We start from the raw sequence: 14351 nt of genomic DNA, 5'->3' as shown, positions 1-14351 counted from the left end.
GCGAACGGTATGTCTTGGAAAATCACGTGGACCGCAACGGTCGGCATCCCGTTCAATGCCCTGATGGCGACAGATCAGGCGCGCACCGGTGCCTTCATGGCGGTGGGCTCGATGGTGTGCGTGCAGCTTGGACTGGCGATCGCCGTCACGCTGATCGACGACATCGGCGTCGAGGGCGCGGCCTGGCTGCGGTTGGCATGGGCCGGGGTGCTGTTCCTGGTGATCGTTCGGCCGCGGAGGAAAGCCTTCACCCGCAACACCTTTGCAATGTGTGTGCTGCTCGGTGTGGTCACCGCCGCTATCACGTTGCTGTTCATGGCCGCGGTGGCCAGGATCCCGCTGGGCACCGCGAGCGCGCTGGAATTCCTCGGGCCGCTGGGGGTGGCGGTGGCCCGAGGCCGCGGGCAGGGCCGGTGGGCCTGGCCGGGGTTGGCTGCTGTCGGCGTGTTGCTCCTGACCCAGCCTTGGAGCGCCGCGGTGGACCCGGTCGGGGTCGGGTACGCGCTCGGTGCGGCGGTCTGCTGGGGTGGCTACATTCTGCTCACCCAGAAGGTCGGGGACGACGTCGCCGGCATCAACGGGCTGGCGGTGTCGATGCCGGTCGCCGGACTGGTCGCGACGTTGACCGTCGGGCCTGCCGTCTTCGACCGGATGACCCCGCAGATCCTGCTCATCGGGGTCGGTCTGGCCGTGCTGCTGCCGGTCATCCCGTTCGCGCTGGAGCTGCTGGCGTTACGCCGGCTCACCGTCGCGGCGTTCGGCACCTTGATGGCGTTGGAGCCCGCCTTCGCGATGATCCTGGGATGGCTGATCCTGCACCAGGAACCGGGTCTGCTGGGTGTGGTCGGGATCGGGCTCGTGGTGGCCGCGGGCGTCGGCGCCGCGCGCACCGGCACCCGGACCACGCCGGTACCCCTCGAAGTCGGTTGAGCCCCGGTTAGCGTGGATCCATGTCCAGAGGAATCTTCGACTCGCCGCTCGTCGGCGTGTTCAATGCCGGTGCGGCGCGCCTGATCGACGCGCCGGTCATCGGCCCGGTGGTGCGCCGTGCCATGGTCGTGATCCGCTACACGGGCAGGCGGTCCGGCCAGACGTTCCAGACCCCGGTGAACTACCAGCGATCGGGGGACGCCGTCGTGATCCGGGTGATGGCGCCGGACAAGAAGACGTGGTGGCGCAACTTCACCGGCGAGGGGGGACCGATCACGCTGATGAACTTCGACGGCGCCGACCGCACCGGCCACGCCGTGGCCGCCCAGGATGAGCAGGGTCGGGTCACCGTCAGGATGCGGCTGAACCCCTGATCCGTCAGAGCTGACAGCACCAACGACACTCGGCAGATCGTGTCAGCCCTCGAACCTCTTGCGCCGGTACAGCGTGCTCACCCCCAGCAGCAGCAGGCTCACCACGAGGATCGCGGTGGCCAGCACGTTGATCTGAGGCGGCACCGCGGCTTTCACCGCGGCGTTCACATACAGGGGATAGGTCACCTCGGCGCCGCTGACGAAGTAGGTGATGATGAAGTCGTCGAGCGACAGCGCGAACGACAGCATCGCCGCCGCGACGATGCCCGGAACGATCAGGGGCAGCGTCACCTTGAAGAAGGTGCGCGCCGGGCTAGCGCCGAGGTCGAGCGACGCATCCTCCAGCGTCCAGTCGAAACCGCGCACCCGGGCCCGCACCGTCATCGCGATGAAGCTGACCTCGAACGCGATGTGCGACAAGACGATCGTCAGGTAGCCGGCGGCCGTGTTGAAGTCCAGGAACAGTGTCAGCAGCGCAGCGCCCATCACCACTTCGGGGGCGGTCAGCGGCAGTACCAGGAAGGTGTCCACGGCGCGCTGGCCGCGCCACCGCTGGCGCACCAGTGCGATCGCCACCAGAGTTCCCAGCACCAGCGCGACCGCCGTCGACACCGCCGCGACGTTCAGGCTGAGCTTGAGGGCCTCGGTCAGCGCGGGGTACTTGAACGGGTCCAGCCAGTTGTCGAGTGTGAAGCCCTGCCACGTGTAGTTGAACTTGCCGGCAGGTTTGTTGAACGAGAACAACACGATCACGAAGATCGGCAGGAACAGGTACAACAACACCAGAGCGGCCGCGAACCGCAGCACCAGGTCACCCCAATTAGGGCGGGTACGAACCTTTTTCGGCTTCGGGTCCTGCGATGCTGCGGTGGCGATCGCCGCCCCGGCCTGGGTGGTCATACCAGATCCTCCGTACCGAGCGCCCGGGTATAGAGCAGCACGCCGATCAGGATCAGCAGCATCAGACCCAGGCTCAGCGCCGCCGCGGCCGGATAGTCCTTCACGACGAGGAACTGCTTCTGGATGACGTTGCCGATCATCGTGGTCTGTGTGCTGCCGAGGTAGTCGGCGTTGATGAAGTCGCCGACCGACGGGATGAACACCAGCATGCTGCCGGCCAGGACGCCCGGCATCGACAGCGGCAGAATCACTTTCCGGAAGCTGCGCGGGGCCCCGGAGTAGAGGTCCTTGGACGCTTCGAGCAGCCGCGGATCGATCTTCTCCAGGCTCACGTACAACGGCAGGATCATGAAGATGATCCAGTTGTAGGTCAGCCCGCCGATCACCGCCCAGCTCGTCGACAGCAGGCGACCCTCGTCGGGCAGCAGCCCGATCGTGCCCAGCGCACTGACCAGCCAGCCCTCGTCGGCCAGGATGGTCTTCCACGCGATCGTGCGGATCAGGAACGTCACGAAGAACGGCAGGATCACCAGACCCAGGATCAGGTTCTTGAACCGGCCGGCCTTGAACGCGATGACATATGCCAGCGGGAACGCCAGCAACAGGCACAGCGCCGTGGCGACGAACGCGTAGCCGAACGAGCGGAAGATCTGCTCCCGGTACAGCGTGAACGCGTCGACGTAGTTCTGAAGATCCCAGGCGAACGTCAGCGTCGGCATGAACACCGAGCCCGCGGTCTCCGACAGGGAGGTCCGTGCCAGCGAGAAGAACGGCACCACGAAGAAGATCGCGAGGTACGCGAGCGCCGGCAGGACCATCAGATACGGAGCGGCCTTGCTCCGCTGACGGCTGCTGGTGGCGACACCTGCCATGTACTCAAGCTCCTCGCGTCCGCGCTGTCACCGCGTCAGCCGCCCGTGACGGCCGCATACGCGGTGTTGTATTCCTGCGTCTGCTCGTCGGTCAGCGGGGCCCAGCTCTTGGACCGCGCCAGCACGTCGGCGGGCGGGTTGATCAGCGGGTTGCTCGCCGCGGCCGGGTCGACCTTCTCCAGTTCGGCGGTCATGTCCGACAGCACCGGGACGAACTGGGTGTACGCCACCAGCTTGGCGTAGTTGGCGCGGTCGTAGATGTAGTTGATCCACGCCTCGGCGGCCTTCTGGTTCTGCGTGGTGTATGGGATCACCATCGTGTCCAGGAACGTGGTTCCGCCGGTGTCGGGGACGACGAACTGAAGGTCGGGGTTGTCGGCCTGCAACTGTACAACGTCACCCGAATATGCCTGTGCCACAGCGATGTTTCCCGCCGCGAGGTCGTCGGCGTAGTCGTTGCCGGTGAACCGGCGGATCTGGCCGCGGTCATTCTGCTCGCGGACCAGGTCGATGGCCTGCTGGACCGCCTCGGTGGTCGGGTTCTCCGGCGAATTCCCCTGGGACAGCATGATCATCCCGAGGCCGTCCTGAGCGTCGGACAGCAGGCTGACCCTTCCCTTGAACGCCGGATCCCACAGGTCGTTGATCGACGTGATGTCGCGGCCGGTCGCGGCCCGGTTGTAGGCCAGGCCGACGAGGCCGGACATGTATGGGGCGCTGTACTTGCGGCCAGGATCGGTCTTGCTCTCCAACAGGTCGGGCCGGATGTTCGTCTTGTTCGGCACACCCTCGTCGCTGATGTCGTTGAGCCAGCCCAGATTGTGCAGGCGCACGGCCATGAACTCCGTCGGCACCACCAGATCGGCGCCGATGTCCTGCTTGCGCGACAGCGGCTCCCTGACCTTGGCGAACCACTGCTCGTTGTCGTTGAAGTCCTCTTTGTAGTCGACCGTGATGCCCGTCGCGGTCTGGAAGCCGGCGACGAAACCGTCGGCCATGTAGAGCGGCCAGTTCGAGACACGCAGAGTGCCGCTGGCCGGACCGCTGTCCTCGGCCGTGGTGCTCGACGTGCCGCTGTCGGACCCGCAGGCCGCCAGGAAGGACGAACCGAGGGTCAGGCCCGCGGCGGCCGCGGCGCTACCCCCGATGAAGCGGCGGCGCGAGGTACGGCGCGCGGTCATCCGGGCGAGCAGTTGAGGGTCGATGTCACGGGACATGGTGAGACGTGCCTTTCGTCGGCTCCAGGGAGGGGGATGGGGTCGGCAAGCAGGAATCGCTCAGGAGTCGTCGAGCATCTCTTCGAGATCCTCCGAGGTGGGGATGTCGGCGCCGGGCAACACGAGCGACGCGTCCGGCGCCCAACTCACGTGTACCTCGTCGCCGGGACGCAGCAGCGGCAGCTCTTGCTCGGGTCCGACGTGCGCGATCACCGTCGAGCCGTCCGGCGCGGCAAGCGAGAGCCGCACCACCGGACCCTGGAATGTCAGATCGGAGACCGTGGCGCGCACGGCGGCTGCGTCACCGGTGGGTGCGTCCATCGACACCCGGACGCGTTCAGGACGCACCATGAGCGTGGCGTGCCCACCCGGCTCGATCGTGGTCTCACCGGGACGTGCCTTCAGCGTCGAGCCGAGCACGTCGACCTCGACGAAATCTCGGTTGGCGCGGCCCGTGCGACGGCCGGCCCACAGATTCGCCTGCCCGATGAAACTGGCGACGAACACGGTGGACGGACGGTCGTAGATCTCGGTCGGGCTTCCGATCTGCTCGACGTTGCCCGCGTTCATGACCGCGATGCGGTCACTCATCGTGAGCGCTTCCTCCTGGTCGTGGGTCACGTAGATGAACGTGATCCCGACCTCGCGCTGGATCCGCTTGAGCTCGAACTGCATGACGTGCCGCAGTTTGAGGTCGAGGGCACCGAGCGGTTCGTCGAGCAGCAGCGCGCTGGGGTAGTTCACCAGTGCGCGGGCCAGCGCCACGCGCTGCTGCTGGCCGCCGGAGAGCTGCGCGGGTTTGCGCTCGGCGAAATCGGTGAGCCGCACGATCTCCAGCAGCTCGTCGACGCGCTTGCGAACCTCGCCCTTGTCGAGTTTCTTGCTGCGCGGGCCGTAGGCCACGTTGTCCCACACCGACATGTGCGGGAACAGCGCATAGTGCTGGAACACCGTGTTGACGTTGCGCTTGTTGGGCGGGGTCCTCGACACGTCCGCACCTTCGAGGCGGATGGCCCCTTCGGTCGGCGTCTCGAAACCCGCGATCATCCGCAACGTCGTCGTCTTTCCGCACCCGGACGGGCCGAGCATGGAGAAGAACTCTCCGGACGCGATGGAGAAGTCGGCGTCGGCGACGGCGACGTACTCGCCGAAGCGCTTGGTGACATGGTCGATCTCGATCACCGGAGCGCCCTTGGGGCGGGCGGCCGCGCTGTCCGCCGTCTTGTCTGCAGCGGTCGTGTGTGTGCCGGTCAGGGCAGGTCCTCCTCGGGGACAGCCATCATGGCTGTGGGTAAACCTTCGCGGATCGAGCGGACGTTCGCAAGCGATTCCGCAACGAATTTACATTTCCACAATGGATTCCTTCGTCGCAGCCCGCTCTCGACGCGAGAATCCGCGCAACGAGCAGCGATCTACTGATGCCTGACCTGCGCTCGGGCCGGCACTGTTCTTGTCGCACTCACGAGTTTCGCAGCTCCATGTCACGGTTCGGCGCCGTTTACGTCGACGATGGGGCGGGGTAGTGAGAACCCATGGCGACAGTCGATGTGTCCGTGACCTCCGACCTCAGCCCCGAGCGGGCCTGGGCCCTGGCCTCGGATTTGAAGCGGTTCGACGAGTGGTTGACGATCTTCGGCGGATGGAAGAGCGACGTCCCTTCCAAGATCGACGTCGACACCGAGGTGTCGTCGCTGATCAAGGTCAAAGGCTTCCGCAACGTGATCCACTGGCGGGTCACCCGCTACGACGAGCCGAAGGAGATCGAGCTTGTCGGCAAGGGCCGGGGCGGTGTGTGCATCGCGCTCTCGCTCAAAGTCGAACCCGCCCCCGGAGGCGGCTCGTCGTTCAGCGTGAGTGCCGAGCTGACCGGCGGGCTGCTGTCCACTCCGGTCGGCAACGTGGTCGCGAAGGTGATCAAGGGTGACGTGTACCGCTCGGTGTGCAATCTGGCCGAGCTTCGCTGACGCTCGCCCGCAACCTTGTCACCGCGCTCGTGCCTCGAGTCGGCGATCAACCCCATTCGTGGTTCATCGCACGCGTTTCGAAGCGTTCCTCGCCGGATTCCACGGTCCGCGGGTGTGACAGCGCGATCAGCACCATGGCCAGCAGTGCCGTCACCGCGCCGCCACAGAAGATCAGCGTGAAACTGCTTTCCTGCGGTACGCCCGCCACGGTGGTCCGGGCGAGGAGCACCGCGACGAGGGCGGCGGCCATCGAGCTGCCGACCGTGCGCGCGATCGCGTTCATGCTGGTGGCCACGCCGGTCTCGCCGGCGTGGCTGGACCCGACCACCAGCGCGGGCAGCGCGCCGTAACCCAGGCTGATGTAGGCGTTGGCCAGCACGTTCGCGGTGATGACCTGCCACGGCGAGTTGTGTGCGAACGCGATGAACAGGAAACCCGCGATACCGGCCAGCGCGGCGACGATCAGCACCGGCCGGGCGCCGAACCGGTCGATGAACCGCCCGCTGACCAGCGCGACGACGAACCCCGTCACCGCCCCGGGCAGCAGGTACACCACGCTGGCTTCGAGGACGTCGGCGCTGAAACCGTATCCGGCGGCGTCCCGATCGATCTGCACGAACTGTGTCAAACCCAGGAATGCGAAGTACAGCCCCATACCGACGAAGATCGTCGCGAGGTTGGTGAACAGCATCGACCGCTGGGCGAGCATCCGCGTCGACACCAGCGGACGTGCCGCGCGGCGCTCCCAGAACCACCACGCCACCAGCACCGCGGCGCCTCCGCCTCCGGCGCCGATCGTGCGCGGCGACCCCCAGCCCCACGAGTTGGCCTGGGTGATGGCCAGCAGCAGCGAGGACAACCCCAGCGCCAACCCCACCGCCCCGAGCCAGTCGACCGAACCTGTCATGGTGCGTCGACGGTCGGGGACGAGGGTGACGACGATGACGATGACGAGCACTGAAAACGCCGTGGTCAACCAGAACACCCGGTGGTATCCGGCGTCGCCGCTCATCAGCAGGCCGACCACCACCAAGCCGGTGCCGCCACCGAAGCCCAACGTCCCCGACAGCACCGCCATCGCCGAGACCATCCGGTCGGGGTGCAACTCCTCCCGCAGGATCGCGATGCAGATCGGGTAGAGCGCGAACGACGCGGCCTGCAGCACGCGGGCGAGCACCAGCAGCGCCAGCGACGAGGTCGCCGCGGCCAGCACCGAACCGGCGAGCACGACCCCGAGCACCGCGAGCAGCACCCGCTTCTTCCGGTACAGGTCGGCCAGCCGCCCGATCAGCGGGGTGGCAGCCGCGGCGGCGAGCAGGTTGGCGGTGACGGCCCAGCTGACCGCGACCAACGACACATCGAGTTGGTCAGCGATGACGCCGAGCACCGGCACCACCGCGGTCTGCAGCACCGCGACGGTGAGCACCACGACGCTGAGCCCGACGACCAGCAGCCGGGGCCGCCGGACCGGGGTGGCGAGCGCAGCGCCGGAAGTTCCGGTGCCCGCCTGCGTCACGGTGGCCTCCGTTCGTTAGCTGATCTTCAGTTCTCCGATTATGGCCAACAGCCTGACCGCTCAAACACTCGGGCGCTCTGGTCGACCCGGACCGGGCGTGGTCGAATGAGGCCATGTCGCAGGGGACCTCATCGGATCCGTCGGTCGAGGACGTGTTCAGCGGGCACCGGCCCTCCGGGGCGGGAGACCTGTCGGTCGAGACGCACGGCATCGCACCGATTCCCACCGGCCATCGTTATGGAAGCGCCGGCCGGCTGTTCACCGTCTGGTTCGCCCCGCAGGTCAACATGACCGGTGTCTTCACCGGCACGTTGGCGATCGTGCTCGGACTCGGCTTCTGGCTGGGCCTGCTGGCGATGGTGATCGGCACCCTGCTCGGCTCGCTGGTGGTCGGCTACCTGTCGACATGGGGCCCGCGCACCGGAACCGGTCAGCTGCCGAACGCGCGAATGGCCTTCGGCGGCACCGTCGTGGTGCCTGCCGCGCTGCAGTGGATCTCGTCGATCGCCTGGGACGCGCTGGTCGGCCTGTTCGGCGGTGAGGCGCTCGCGGCGCTGCTCGGCATCCCGTTCTGGGCCGCGGTGGCGATCGTGCTCGGGGTGCAGGGCGTGGTCGGTGTCTTCGGATACGAGCTCATCCACCGGGTGCAGGCGGTACTGACGGTGGTTCTGTTCGTCACGTTCGTGGTGTTCACGGTCAAACTCGTCGGTGGCCATGAGGTCGTGGTGCCTGCCGAGGTCGCCGGGCCCGACCTGGTGGGCGCCTTCGTGCTTGAGGTGACGATCGCGTTCAGCCTGGCCATCTCGTGGGCGACCTACGCCGCGGACTTCAGCCGGTACCTGCCCAGCGAGGTGTCACCGGCCCGGGTGTTCGGGTTCACCACCGCTGGTCTCGGGCTCGGGTATGTGTTCGTCCAAGGTGTCGGGATCGCCGCCGCCGGCGTCGTCAGTGAGCACACCGCCGAAGGGGTGCGGTCGGTGATGGGCGGGGGATTGCTCGGCGGTCTGGCCTTGCTGGTGATCGCGGTGGCCTCCATCGGATCGGGCGTGATGAACGACTACAGCGGCTCGCTGGCGCTGCAGACGCTCGGCGTCCGCGTGCGCCGGCCGGTGTCGGCGGTGATCGTCACGGTGCTGGCGTTCGCGCTCATCCTCTGGCTGCACAGCGCCGACACCGCCACCCGGTTCACCGATGTGCTCCTGCTGGTCAGTTACTGGATCCCGGCGTTCGTGGCCGTGGTCGTGGTCGACTGGCGATACCGGGCGAAGGGCCGCCGCACCATCGACCCGGCCACCGAGACCACGGACCGTGCGGATGCCGTAGCTGCGCTGGTCGTGTTCGTGGTCTCTTATGCTGCGGCCATCCCGTTCATGAACACCTCGCTGATCCACGGGCCGGTCGCGATGGCCTGGCATGGCGCCGACATCGCCTATTTCGTGAACCTCGCGGTGGCCGCGGTGCTGTACGGCGGCTACCGCGCGGTGCGCAGCCGGTCGCGGTTCGGGGCGCCGTCGTCGGGGTACTGACCGTGGTGCGCGCCGCGCCGTTGCGTCGCGCAAATCCGAAAGGACCCCGATGCGCCCGTTGACCCTCGCCAAGACCGCGGGCGCGGCATTCGCCGCTGCCGCCGTCGGTGGGCTGGCGACCCGCCCCGCCGTCGAGTCCCGCTGGTACCGGCGGCTGCGCAAGCCCGATTTCCAGCCGCCCGGGGCGGCGTTCCCGATCGTCTGGAACCTGCTCTACAGCGACATCGCGGCGGTGTCGGCGTCGACGATCGACACGCTCGATGACCGCGGCGAGACCGATCGGGCGCGCGCCTATCAGCGCGCGTTGGCCGTCAACCTGGTGCTCAACGCCGGCTGGAGCTGGATTTTCTTCAACCGGCGCATGCTCGGTCCCGCGGCGGCGGTGGCCGGCGCGCTGACTGTCAGCAGCGCCGATCTGGCCCGTCGGGCCGCAGCGGTGAACTCGAAGGCGGGAGTGGCGCTGGCGCCCTACCCGCTGTGGTGCGCGTTCGCGACGGTGCTGTCCACCCGCATCTGGCAGCTGAACCGCTGAAGCCGCCGAGGGGACGCGTTGGTGCGCCCCGGTGCCGACCGCTGGTCGGCCGCGGGTTCTACTGAAAGCGTGGAGCAGACAACCGAAGCCGCGGACGCGGCGCATTTCCAGGCGGTCGACGGAGGGTTCACCCCGACGCGGTACGCACAGAGCCACTGGGGAGAAGACCATCTCAACGGTCCCGCTGTCGTCGGGCTGGTCGCACGCGGTCTCGAAAAGGAGTGCGGATCCGACGAATTCCACCCGACCCGGCTGACCGTTGATCTGTTCCGCGCCGCCCGCAACGCGTTGACCACCCTCGACATCCGGGTGGTGCGCGATGGTCGCCGAGTCCGCAGCGCCGAATGCGACGTCGTGCAGAACGGGAACGTGGTCGCCAGGGCCACGCTGATCCAGTATCGGCCGTCCGAGCCGCCACCGGGGGCGCTGTGGCATCCGCCGTCGACCGGGCCGGAGTTCCCCGTACCCGACGGGGCCATCCAGCCTTTCGTCGGCAGTGACGATGTCGGGTGGACCCGCTCGCCGGCTGCGCACCAAAATCCCTCGCGGAAAAGGTTTTTCAACGATGGGATCCGAACGGTGGTCGGTGAGGAGAACTCGCCTTTCGTGCGGGCGGCGATGGTGGCCGAGGCGACGAGCCTGGTGACGAATCTGGGTACCGCCGGGGTCGGTTACATCAACGGCGATCTGACGGTGGCGTTGTCCCGATTGCCCGTCGACGACTGGATCGGCATCCAGGCCGACTCCCACCACGCCGCAGCAGGCGTCGCGGTCGGCACGGCGACACTGTTCGACAGCCAGGGTGCGTTCGGCGCCGGACTGACCACCGCCATCGCCAATCCGGCGGCCCAGATCGACTTCTCCACAAGAAGTTTCAATCCGGGCGACATCAATTACGAGTAGGTGCCCGACCCGGCGGGGTTCTCGATACTGCGGGCTGCTCGAAGCTGCCGGGCTCGATCCTCTACAGGCCGACCCGTGCGCAGGCCTCATCGAACTCCTCGAGCGCTACCTTGTCGCTTTTGCCGTCGGCCAGCGCCCGCTGATAGACCGCGACGACATCGTCCTGGAGCTCGGCGAACCGCTGGTCCCAGGCCTCGGAATCGAAGCGCCAGTAGCCGGAGACGTCGTATTGGTCAATGGTCCACCCCAGTCCACGAAGGTGCCGGCGCGCAGCCCGAGATTCTGCGGCCTCGCCGGCGAACCAGCAGTAGCCGCGGCCCTCGGGCAGGCGGAGCGCTTCCACAGTTCGCGCGAGCGCGCTTGGAGCACAGCCGTTTCCGGATCCTACAAGTGGTATCACGGTGACGAGGGGATGTTCCGGCAAGTACCCGAGATCGCCGGGGTCGGCGACCTCGACGACCAGGACGGCCTCGGCGTCCTCGGCGAGTTCGTCCACGATCCGGGCAGCCGCGGGCAAACCCGCCAGGTCGGCGACCAGCAGCTGCCACGCCGTGTCCGCGGCGGGGCGGTACCACGACCGGGCGTGGTCGAGTCCGACACGGTCTCCGGGTTCCGCGGTCAACGCCCACCGGGTGCCCGGACCGCCCGTGTGCACCGTGACGTCCACGGTGATGATCGGCCCGTCGTGGTGCCGCAGCGAGTAGTGACGACCCACGGAAACGGAACCAGCGCTGCCATCGCTGGGGAAGTAGACGCCGACAGCAGAGTCACCGGCCGGCTCGATGTCCAGGGTGGCCGGATCATCGACATGCAACACGATGCGTTGCATGCGATCGGTCAACCGCAGGGTCTCGACGACGGAAGCATGCGAGAACGGCACCCAGGCAGGTTAGCTAGATGCAACCGCTCACGGAGATCCGCCGTCCGACGTTTGCGCACACCGACACGTTCGGAGGTGGTGGGGGAGGCGGCGGGGGCGGCGGCGCTGCCTGGTAGTCCTCGGGCAGCGGTGCGTATGCGGCCGGCGGCGGCACCCAGGGAGCGATCGCGTCGGCGACGCTGCCGCACGCATTCACCGACACGTGACGTCCGCCGACCGACCCGCAGACGTCCGCACCGGCCTGCGCCGGTTCGGCCAACGCAGCAAGGCCCAGTGTCGCCAGCACCAATCCGGTCGACGCCATCACTCGCGCGGTCCACACGTGTGGGATCGTACCGCGCGAACCATGGATTTTGGGTGTAGCTTCGACCCGCCGGATCCGAGAGAAAGCAGCCTGCGCATGCCGACGATCACCACCCGCGATGGCGTCGAGATCTTCTACAAGGACTGGGGTTCGGGGCAGCCGATCGTCTTCAGTCACGGTTGGCCGCTGTCGTCCGACGACTGGGATGCCCAGCTGATGTTCTTCCTCGAGAGAGGGTTCCGGGTGATCGCGCATGACCGCCGCGGCCACGGTCGTTCCGCCCAGGTTGCCGACGGCCACGACATGGATCACTACGCCGACGACCTGGCCACGGTCGTCGAGCACCTCGACCTCCAGGACGCAGTGCACGTCGGACACTCCACCGGCGGCGGCGAAGTGGTGCGCTTTCTGGCTCGCCACGGGGAGAGTCGCGCGGCCAAGGCGGTGCTGATCGCGGCCGTTCCGCCGTTGATGGTGCAGACCGAGAGCAATCCGGGTGGGCTGCCGAAGTCGGTGTTCGATGACTTCCAGCACCAAGTCGCGACGAACCGGTCGGCTTTCTACCGTGCAGTCCCCGAGGGCCCGTTCTACGGGTACAACCGCGACGGGGTCGAACCCGTCGAGGGCGTCATCGCGAACTGGTGGCGACAGGGGATGATGGGCGGGGCGAAGGCCCACTTCGACGGCGTGGTGGCGTTCTCCCAGACCGACTTCACCGAGGACCTCAAGAAAATCCAGCTGCCGGTGCTGGTGATGCACGGCGACGACGATCAGGTGGTCCCGTATGAGGCGTCCGGGCCGCTGTCCGCCGATCTGCTTCCCAACGGAACGCTGAAGACCTACAACGGATTTCCGCACGGCATGCCGACCACCCATGCCGACGTGATCAACGCCGACCTGCTGGCGTTCATCCAGTCCTGAGGTCAGCGATTTCTTTCGGCACAGACCCTTCGGGTCCGCCGGGCCGTCATCGCGACAGTTGGTGGGTTGTCGGGTCGGTCCTGACTTGGATGCGGTGGCCGCCAGGTCAGTTGGTGGTCGGTGGTGGGGGTTGGTAGGCGGGGTACCAGCGCCAGCTGATGCGTTCGCCGGTGGGGCCGCGGTAGGGCGTCACCGCTGGTGGGGGTTGGGTGGGTGGTGGGCGGGCCAGGGATCCGGGTTTGAGGTCTCGGCCGGTGCTGTCGGTGACCCGGAGCCGCTCGGCGGGGCCGGTGATGGTGATGACTCCGCGGTGGTGCAGCCGGTGATGGTGGGGGCAGACCAGCACCAGGTTGTCCAGCTCGGTCAGTCCGCCGTCTTCCCAGTGCTCGATGTGGTGGGCGTGTAGCCCGCGGGTGGCCCCGCAGCCGGGCACCGCGCAGCTGCGGTGCCGGTGTTCCAGCGCGCGGCGCAGCCGGCGGCTGATGGTGCGGGTGGTGCGCCCGGCGCCCAGGGGTTGTCCGTCGCGTTCGAACCACACCTCGCAGGTGGCATCACAGCTCAGGTAGCGGCGCTGCTCGGCCGAAAGCAGCGGTCCCAGATGCAGGGCGGCGATCTGGTCTTTGACATCGACATGGACCACCACCGTGGTGTGCGCACCGTGCGGGCGGCGTGCGGCCTCGACATCCCAGCCCGCCTCGACCAACGCCATAAACGCATGACCGGCCGTCGGGATCGGCGAACGCCCCAGGCCCCGCCCCTCGCCGTCGCCATGCCCGTCACGGTCGCCGCGGCCGTATCCGCCAGCGCGGTCACCGCTGTCGTGGTCGGTGTCGGGGTTGGTGGTGTCGTCGCGTTTCCACTGGGCGATCAGCCCGTCATGGTGTGTCTTCAGGGCCGCTTCGAATTTCGCCGACTCCAGCAGCGGGAGCCTGATCCGCCAACACACGAACTCCCCGTCGATGGTTTTGGATAGCGACGGCTGCGGCACCGGCCCACGCACCGGCTCAGGCTCGGGGTCGGGGTCGGGTTCGGGGTCGGGCTGGGGTTGGGGGCGGGCTTCGACGCTGATCGCGGTCCGCAACTGGCTGACCGTGGCATTGGCGGCCAACTGCGCATAATGGGCATCCGAACCCCTCCCCGCGCCCTCGGCGATCGCCCCGACCTGATCCAACGACAGCCGACCCTCCCGCAAATCCCCTGTACAGAGTGGGAATTCGGCCATCCGACGTGCCACCGCCACCAGCGTCTGCGCGTTACGAAACGACGTCCCCAGTTTCCACGCGATCAACCCCTCCATCGATTTCACGCCCGTGATCGCCCACAACCCGGCCCGATCAATCTCGGCAGTGATCTCAGCGATGCGCCCGTCGATGGCGTTGCGCTGGCCGGCCAACTCCGCCAACTCCTCAAAATGCGCCTCCAGCCGATCCGACTGACGCACCACACCGTCGGTACCAGTACCAACCGGGGTCTTCGCGGGCATAACCCCATCCTGACACCACCCACCGACAA

Annotated in this window: 15 protein-coding genes; 7 read left to right on the top strand and 8 right to left on the bottom strand. The window is 67.6% G+C overall.

Annotation, left to right across the window (positions count from 1 at the left end):
* Positions 1-63: 63 nt before the first annotated feature.
* A complete protein-coding gene (locus ACTWP6_RS19455) occupies positions 64-930 on the top strand; it encodes an EamA family transporter (protein WP_443188542.1) in 867 nt (288 codons plus the stop codon).
* A 20-nt stretch (positions 931-950) separates the two neighbouring features.
* A complete protein-coding gene (locus tag ACTWP6_RS19450; RefSeq protein WP_443188541.1) occupies positions 951-1304 on the top strand; it encodes a nitroreductase/quinone reductase family protein in 354 nt (117 codons plus the stop codon).
* Between the two features lie 42 nt (positions 1305-1346).
* Here the strand turns inward: ACTWP6_RS19450 and ACTWP6_RS19445 are convergent, their stop codons facing one another.
* The 4 genes from ACTWP6_RS19445 to ACTWP6_RS19430 are packed head-to-tail and all read right to left on the bottom strand — an operon-like array spanning position 1347 to position 5475.
* Positions 1347-2204, bottom strand: a complete 858-nt coding sequence (locus tag ACTWP6_RS19445; protein ID WP_260753249.1) for an ABC transporter permease — start codon at positions 2202-2204, stop codon at positions 1347-1349.
* A complete protein-coding gene (locus ACTWP6_RS19440) occupies positions 2201-3076 on the bottom strand; it encodes an ABC transporter permease (RefSeq protein ID WP_260753248.1) in 876 nt (291 codons plus the stop codon). Before ACTWP6_RS19440 ends, ACTWP6_RS19445 begins: the two co-directional genes overlap by 4 nt.
* 35 nt (positions 3077-3111) lie before the next feature.
* The gene (locus ACTWP6_RS19435) at positions 3112-4293 is read right to left on the bottom strand and encodes a polyamine ABC transporter substrate-binding protein (RefSeq protein WP_260753247.1); all 1182 of its coding nucleotides are present in this window, start codon (positions 4291-4293) and stop codon (positions 3112-3114) included.
* Between the two features lie 60 nt (positions 4294-4353).
* On the bottom strand, positions 4354-5475 hold the full coding sequence (locus ACTWP6_RS19430) for an ABC transporter ATP-binding protein (protein ID WP_443188540.1): 1122 nt from the start codon (positions 5473-5475) through the stop codon (positions 4354-4356).
* A 350-nt stretch (positions 5476-5825) separates the two neighbouring features.
* On the opposite strand from ACTWP6_RS19430, the gene ACTWP6_RS19425 reads away from it, so the two are divergent.
* Positions 5826-6257, top strand: coding sequence for a type II toxin-antitoxin system Rv0910 family toxin (locus tag ACTWP6_RS19425; protein ID WP_260753242.1), 432 nt, complete (start codon positions 5826-5828; stop codon positions 6255-6257).
* A 46-nt stretch (positions 6258-6303) separates the two neighbouring features.
* Here the strand turns inward: ACTWP6_RS19425 and ACTWP6_RS19420 are convergent, their stop codons facing one another.
* Positions 6304-7773 carry an MFS transporter gene (locus tag ACTWP6_RS19420; RefSeq protein WP_260753240.1) on the bottom strand — a complete coding sequence of 490 codons (1470 nt, stop codon included), beginning with the start codon at positions 7771-7773 and terminating at the stop codon, positions 6304-6306.
* Positions 7774-7886: 113 nt separating this feature from the next.
* Here ACTWP6_RS19420 and ACTWP6_RS19415 point away from each other — a divergent pair, with 113 nt between their 5' ends.
* From ACTWP6_RS19415 to ACTWP6_RS19405, 3 genes are all read left to right on the top strand, one after another.
* Positions 7887-9299 carry a purine-cytosine permease family protein gene (locus tag ACTWP6_RS19415; RefSeq protein ID WP_260753238.1) on the top strand — a complete coding sequence of 471 codons (1413 nt, stop codon included), beginning with the start codon at positions 7887-7889 and terminating at the stop codon, positions 9297-9299.
* Positions 9300-9348: 49 nt separating this feature from the next.
* A complete protein-coding gene (locus ACTWP6_RS19410; RefSeq protein WP_260753235.1) occupies positions 9349-9831 on the top strand; it encodes a TspO/MBR family protein in 483 nt (160 codons plus the stop codon).
* A 69-nt stretch (positions 9832-9900) separates the two neighbouring features.
* A complete protein-coding gene (locus tag ACTWP6_RS19405) occupies positions 9901-10734 on the top strand; it encodes an acyl-CoA thioesterase domain-containing protein (RefSeq protein WP_443188539.1) in 834 nt (277 codons plus the stop codon).
* Between the two features lie 61 nt (positions 10735-10795).
* Here the strand turns inward: ACTWP6_RS19405 and ACTWP6_RS19400 are convergent, their stop codons facing one another.
* Positions 10796-11614, bottom strand: a complete 819-nt coding sequence (locus ACTWP6_RS19400; RefSeq protein ID WP_260753228.1) for a siderophore-interacting protein — start codon at positions 11612-11614, stop codon at positions 10796-10798.
* A 13-nt stretch (positions 11615-11627) separates the two neighbouring features.
* Positions 11628-11936, bottom strand: coding sequence for a hypothetical protein (locus ACTWP6_RS19395; RefSeq protein WP_260753223.1), 309 nt, complete (start codon positions 11934-11936; stop codon positions 11628-11630).
* Between the two features lie 78 nt (positions 11937-12014).
* On the opposite strand from ACTWP6_RS19395, the gene ACTWP6_RS19390 reads away from it, so the two are divergent.
* Positions 12015-12839, top strand: coding sequence for an alpha/beta fold hydrolase (locus tag ACTWP6_RS19390; protein WP_260753221.1), 825 nt, complete (start codon positions 12015-12017; stop codon positions 12837-12839).
* Positions 12840-12945: 106 nt separating this feature from the next.
* Here the strand turns inward: ACTWP6_RS19390 and ACTWP6_RS19385 are convergent, their stop codons facing one another.
* Complete coding sequence (locus tag ACTWP6_RS19385) at positions 12946-14322, bottom strand: DUF222 domain-containing protein (RefSeq protein WP_443188538.1); 1377 nt, start codon at positions 14320-14322, stop codon at positions 12946-12948.
* Positions 14323-14351: the final 29 nt, after the last annotated feature.

Source organism: Mycobacterium sp. 4D054 (genome assembly GCF_052245755.1).
Taxonomy (GTDB): Bacteria; Actinomycetota; Actinomycetes; order Mycobacteriales; family Mycobacteriaceae; genus Mycobacterium.
Note: the sequence above shows the minus strand (reverse complement) of the source record. Positions and strands in the feature narration are given on the sequence as shown.

Excerpts from the sequence above, each read along its gene's own strand:
- ACTWP6_RS19385 (WP_443188538.1), bottom strand. The coding sequence starts at position 14,322 with ATGCCCGCGAAGACCCCGGTTGGTACTGGTACCGACGGTGTGGTGCGT.
- ACTWP6_RS19410 (WP_260753235.1), top strand. The coding sequence starts at position 9,349 with ATGCGCCCGTTGACCCTCGCCAAGACCGCGGGCGCGGCATTCGCCGCT.
- ACTWP6_RS19435 (WP_260753247.1), bottom strand. The coding sequence starts at position 4,293 with ATGTCCCGTGACATCGACCCTCAACTGCTCGCCCGGATGACCGCGCGC.
- ACTWP6_RS19455 (WP_443188542.1), top strand. The coding sequence starts at position 64 with ATGGCGACAGATCAGGCGCGCACCGGTGCCTTCATGGCGGTGGGCTCG.
- ACTWP6_RS19415 (WP_260753238.1), top strand. The coding sequence starts at position 7,887 with ATGTCGCAGGGGACCTCATCGGATCCGTCGGTCGAGGACGTGTTCAGC.
- ACTWP6_RS19390 (WP_260753221.1), top strand. The coding sequence starts at position 12,015 with ATGCCGACGATCACCACCCGCGATGGCGTCGAGATCTTCTACAAGGAC.
- ACTWP6_RS19425 (WP_260753242.1), top strand. The coding sequence starts at position 5,826 with ATGGCGACAGTCGATGTGTCCGTGACCTCCGACCTCAGCCCCGAGCGG.
- ACTWP6_RS19440 (WP_260753248.1), bottom strand. The coding sequence starts at position 3,076 with ATGGCAGGTGTCGCCACCAGCAGCCGTCAGCGGAGCAAGGCCGCTCCG.
- ACTWP6_RS19450 (WP_443188541.1), top strand. The coding sequence starts at position 951 with ATGTCCAGAGGAATCTTCGACTCGCCGCTCGTCGGCGTGTTCAATGCC.
- ACTWP6_RS19445 (WP_260753249.1), bottom strand. The coding sequence starts at position 2,204 with ATGACCACCCAGGCCGGGGCGGCGATCGCCACCGCAGCATCGCAGGAC.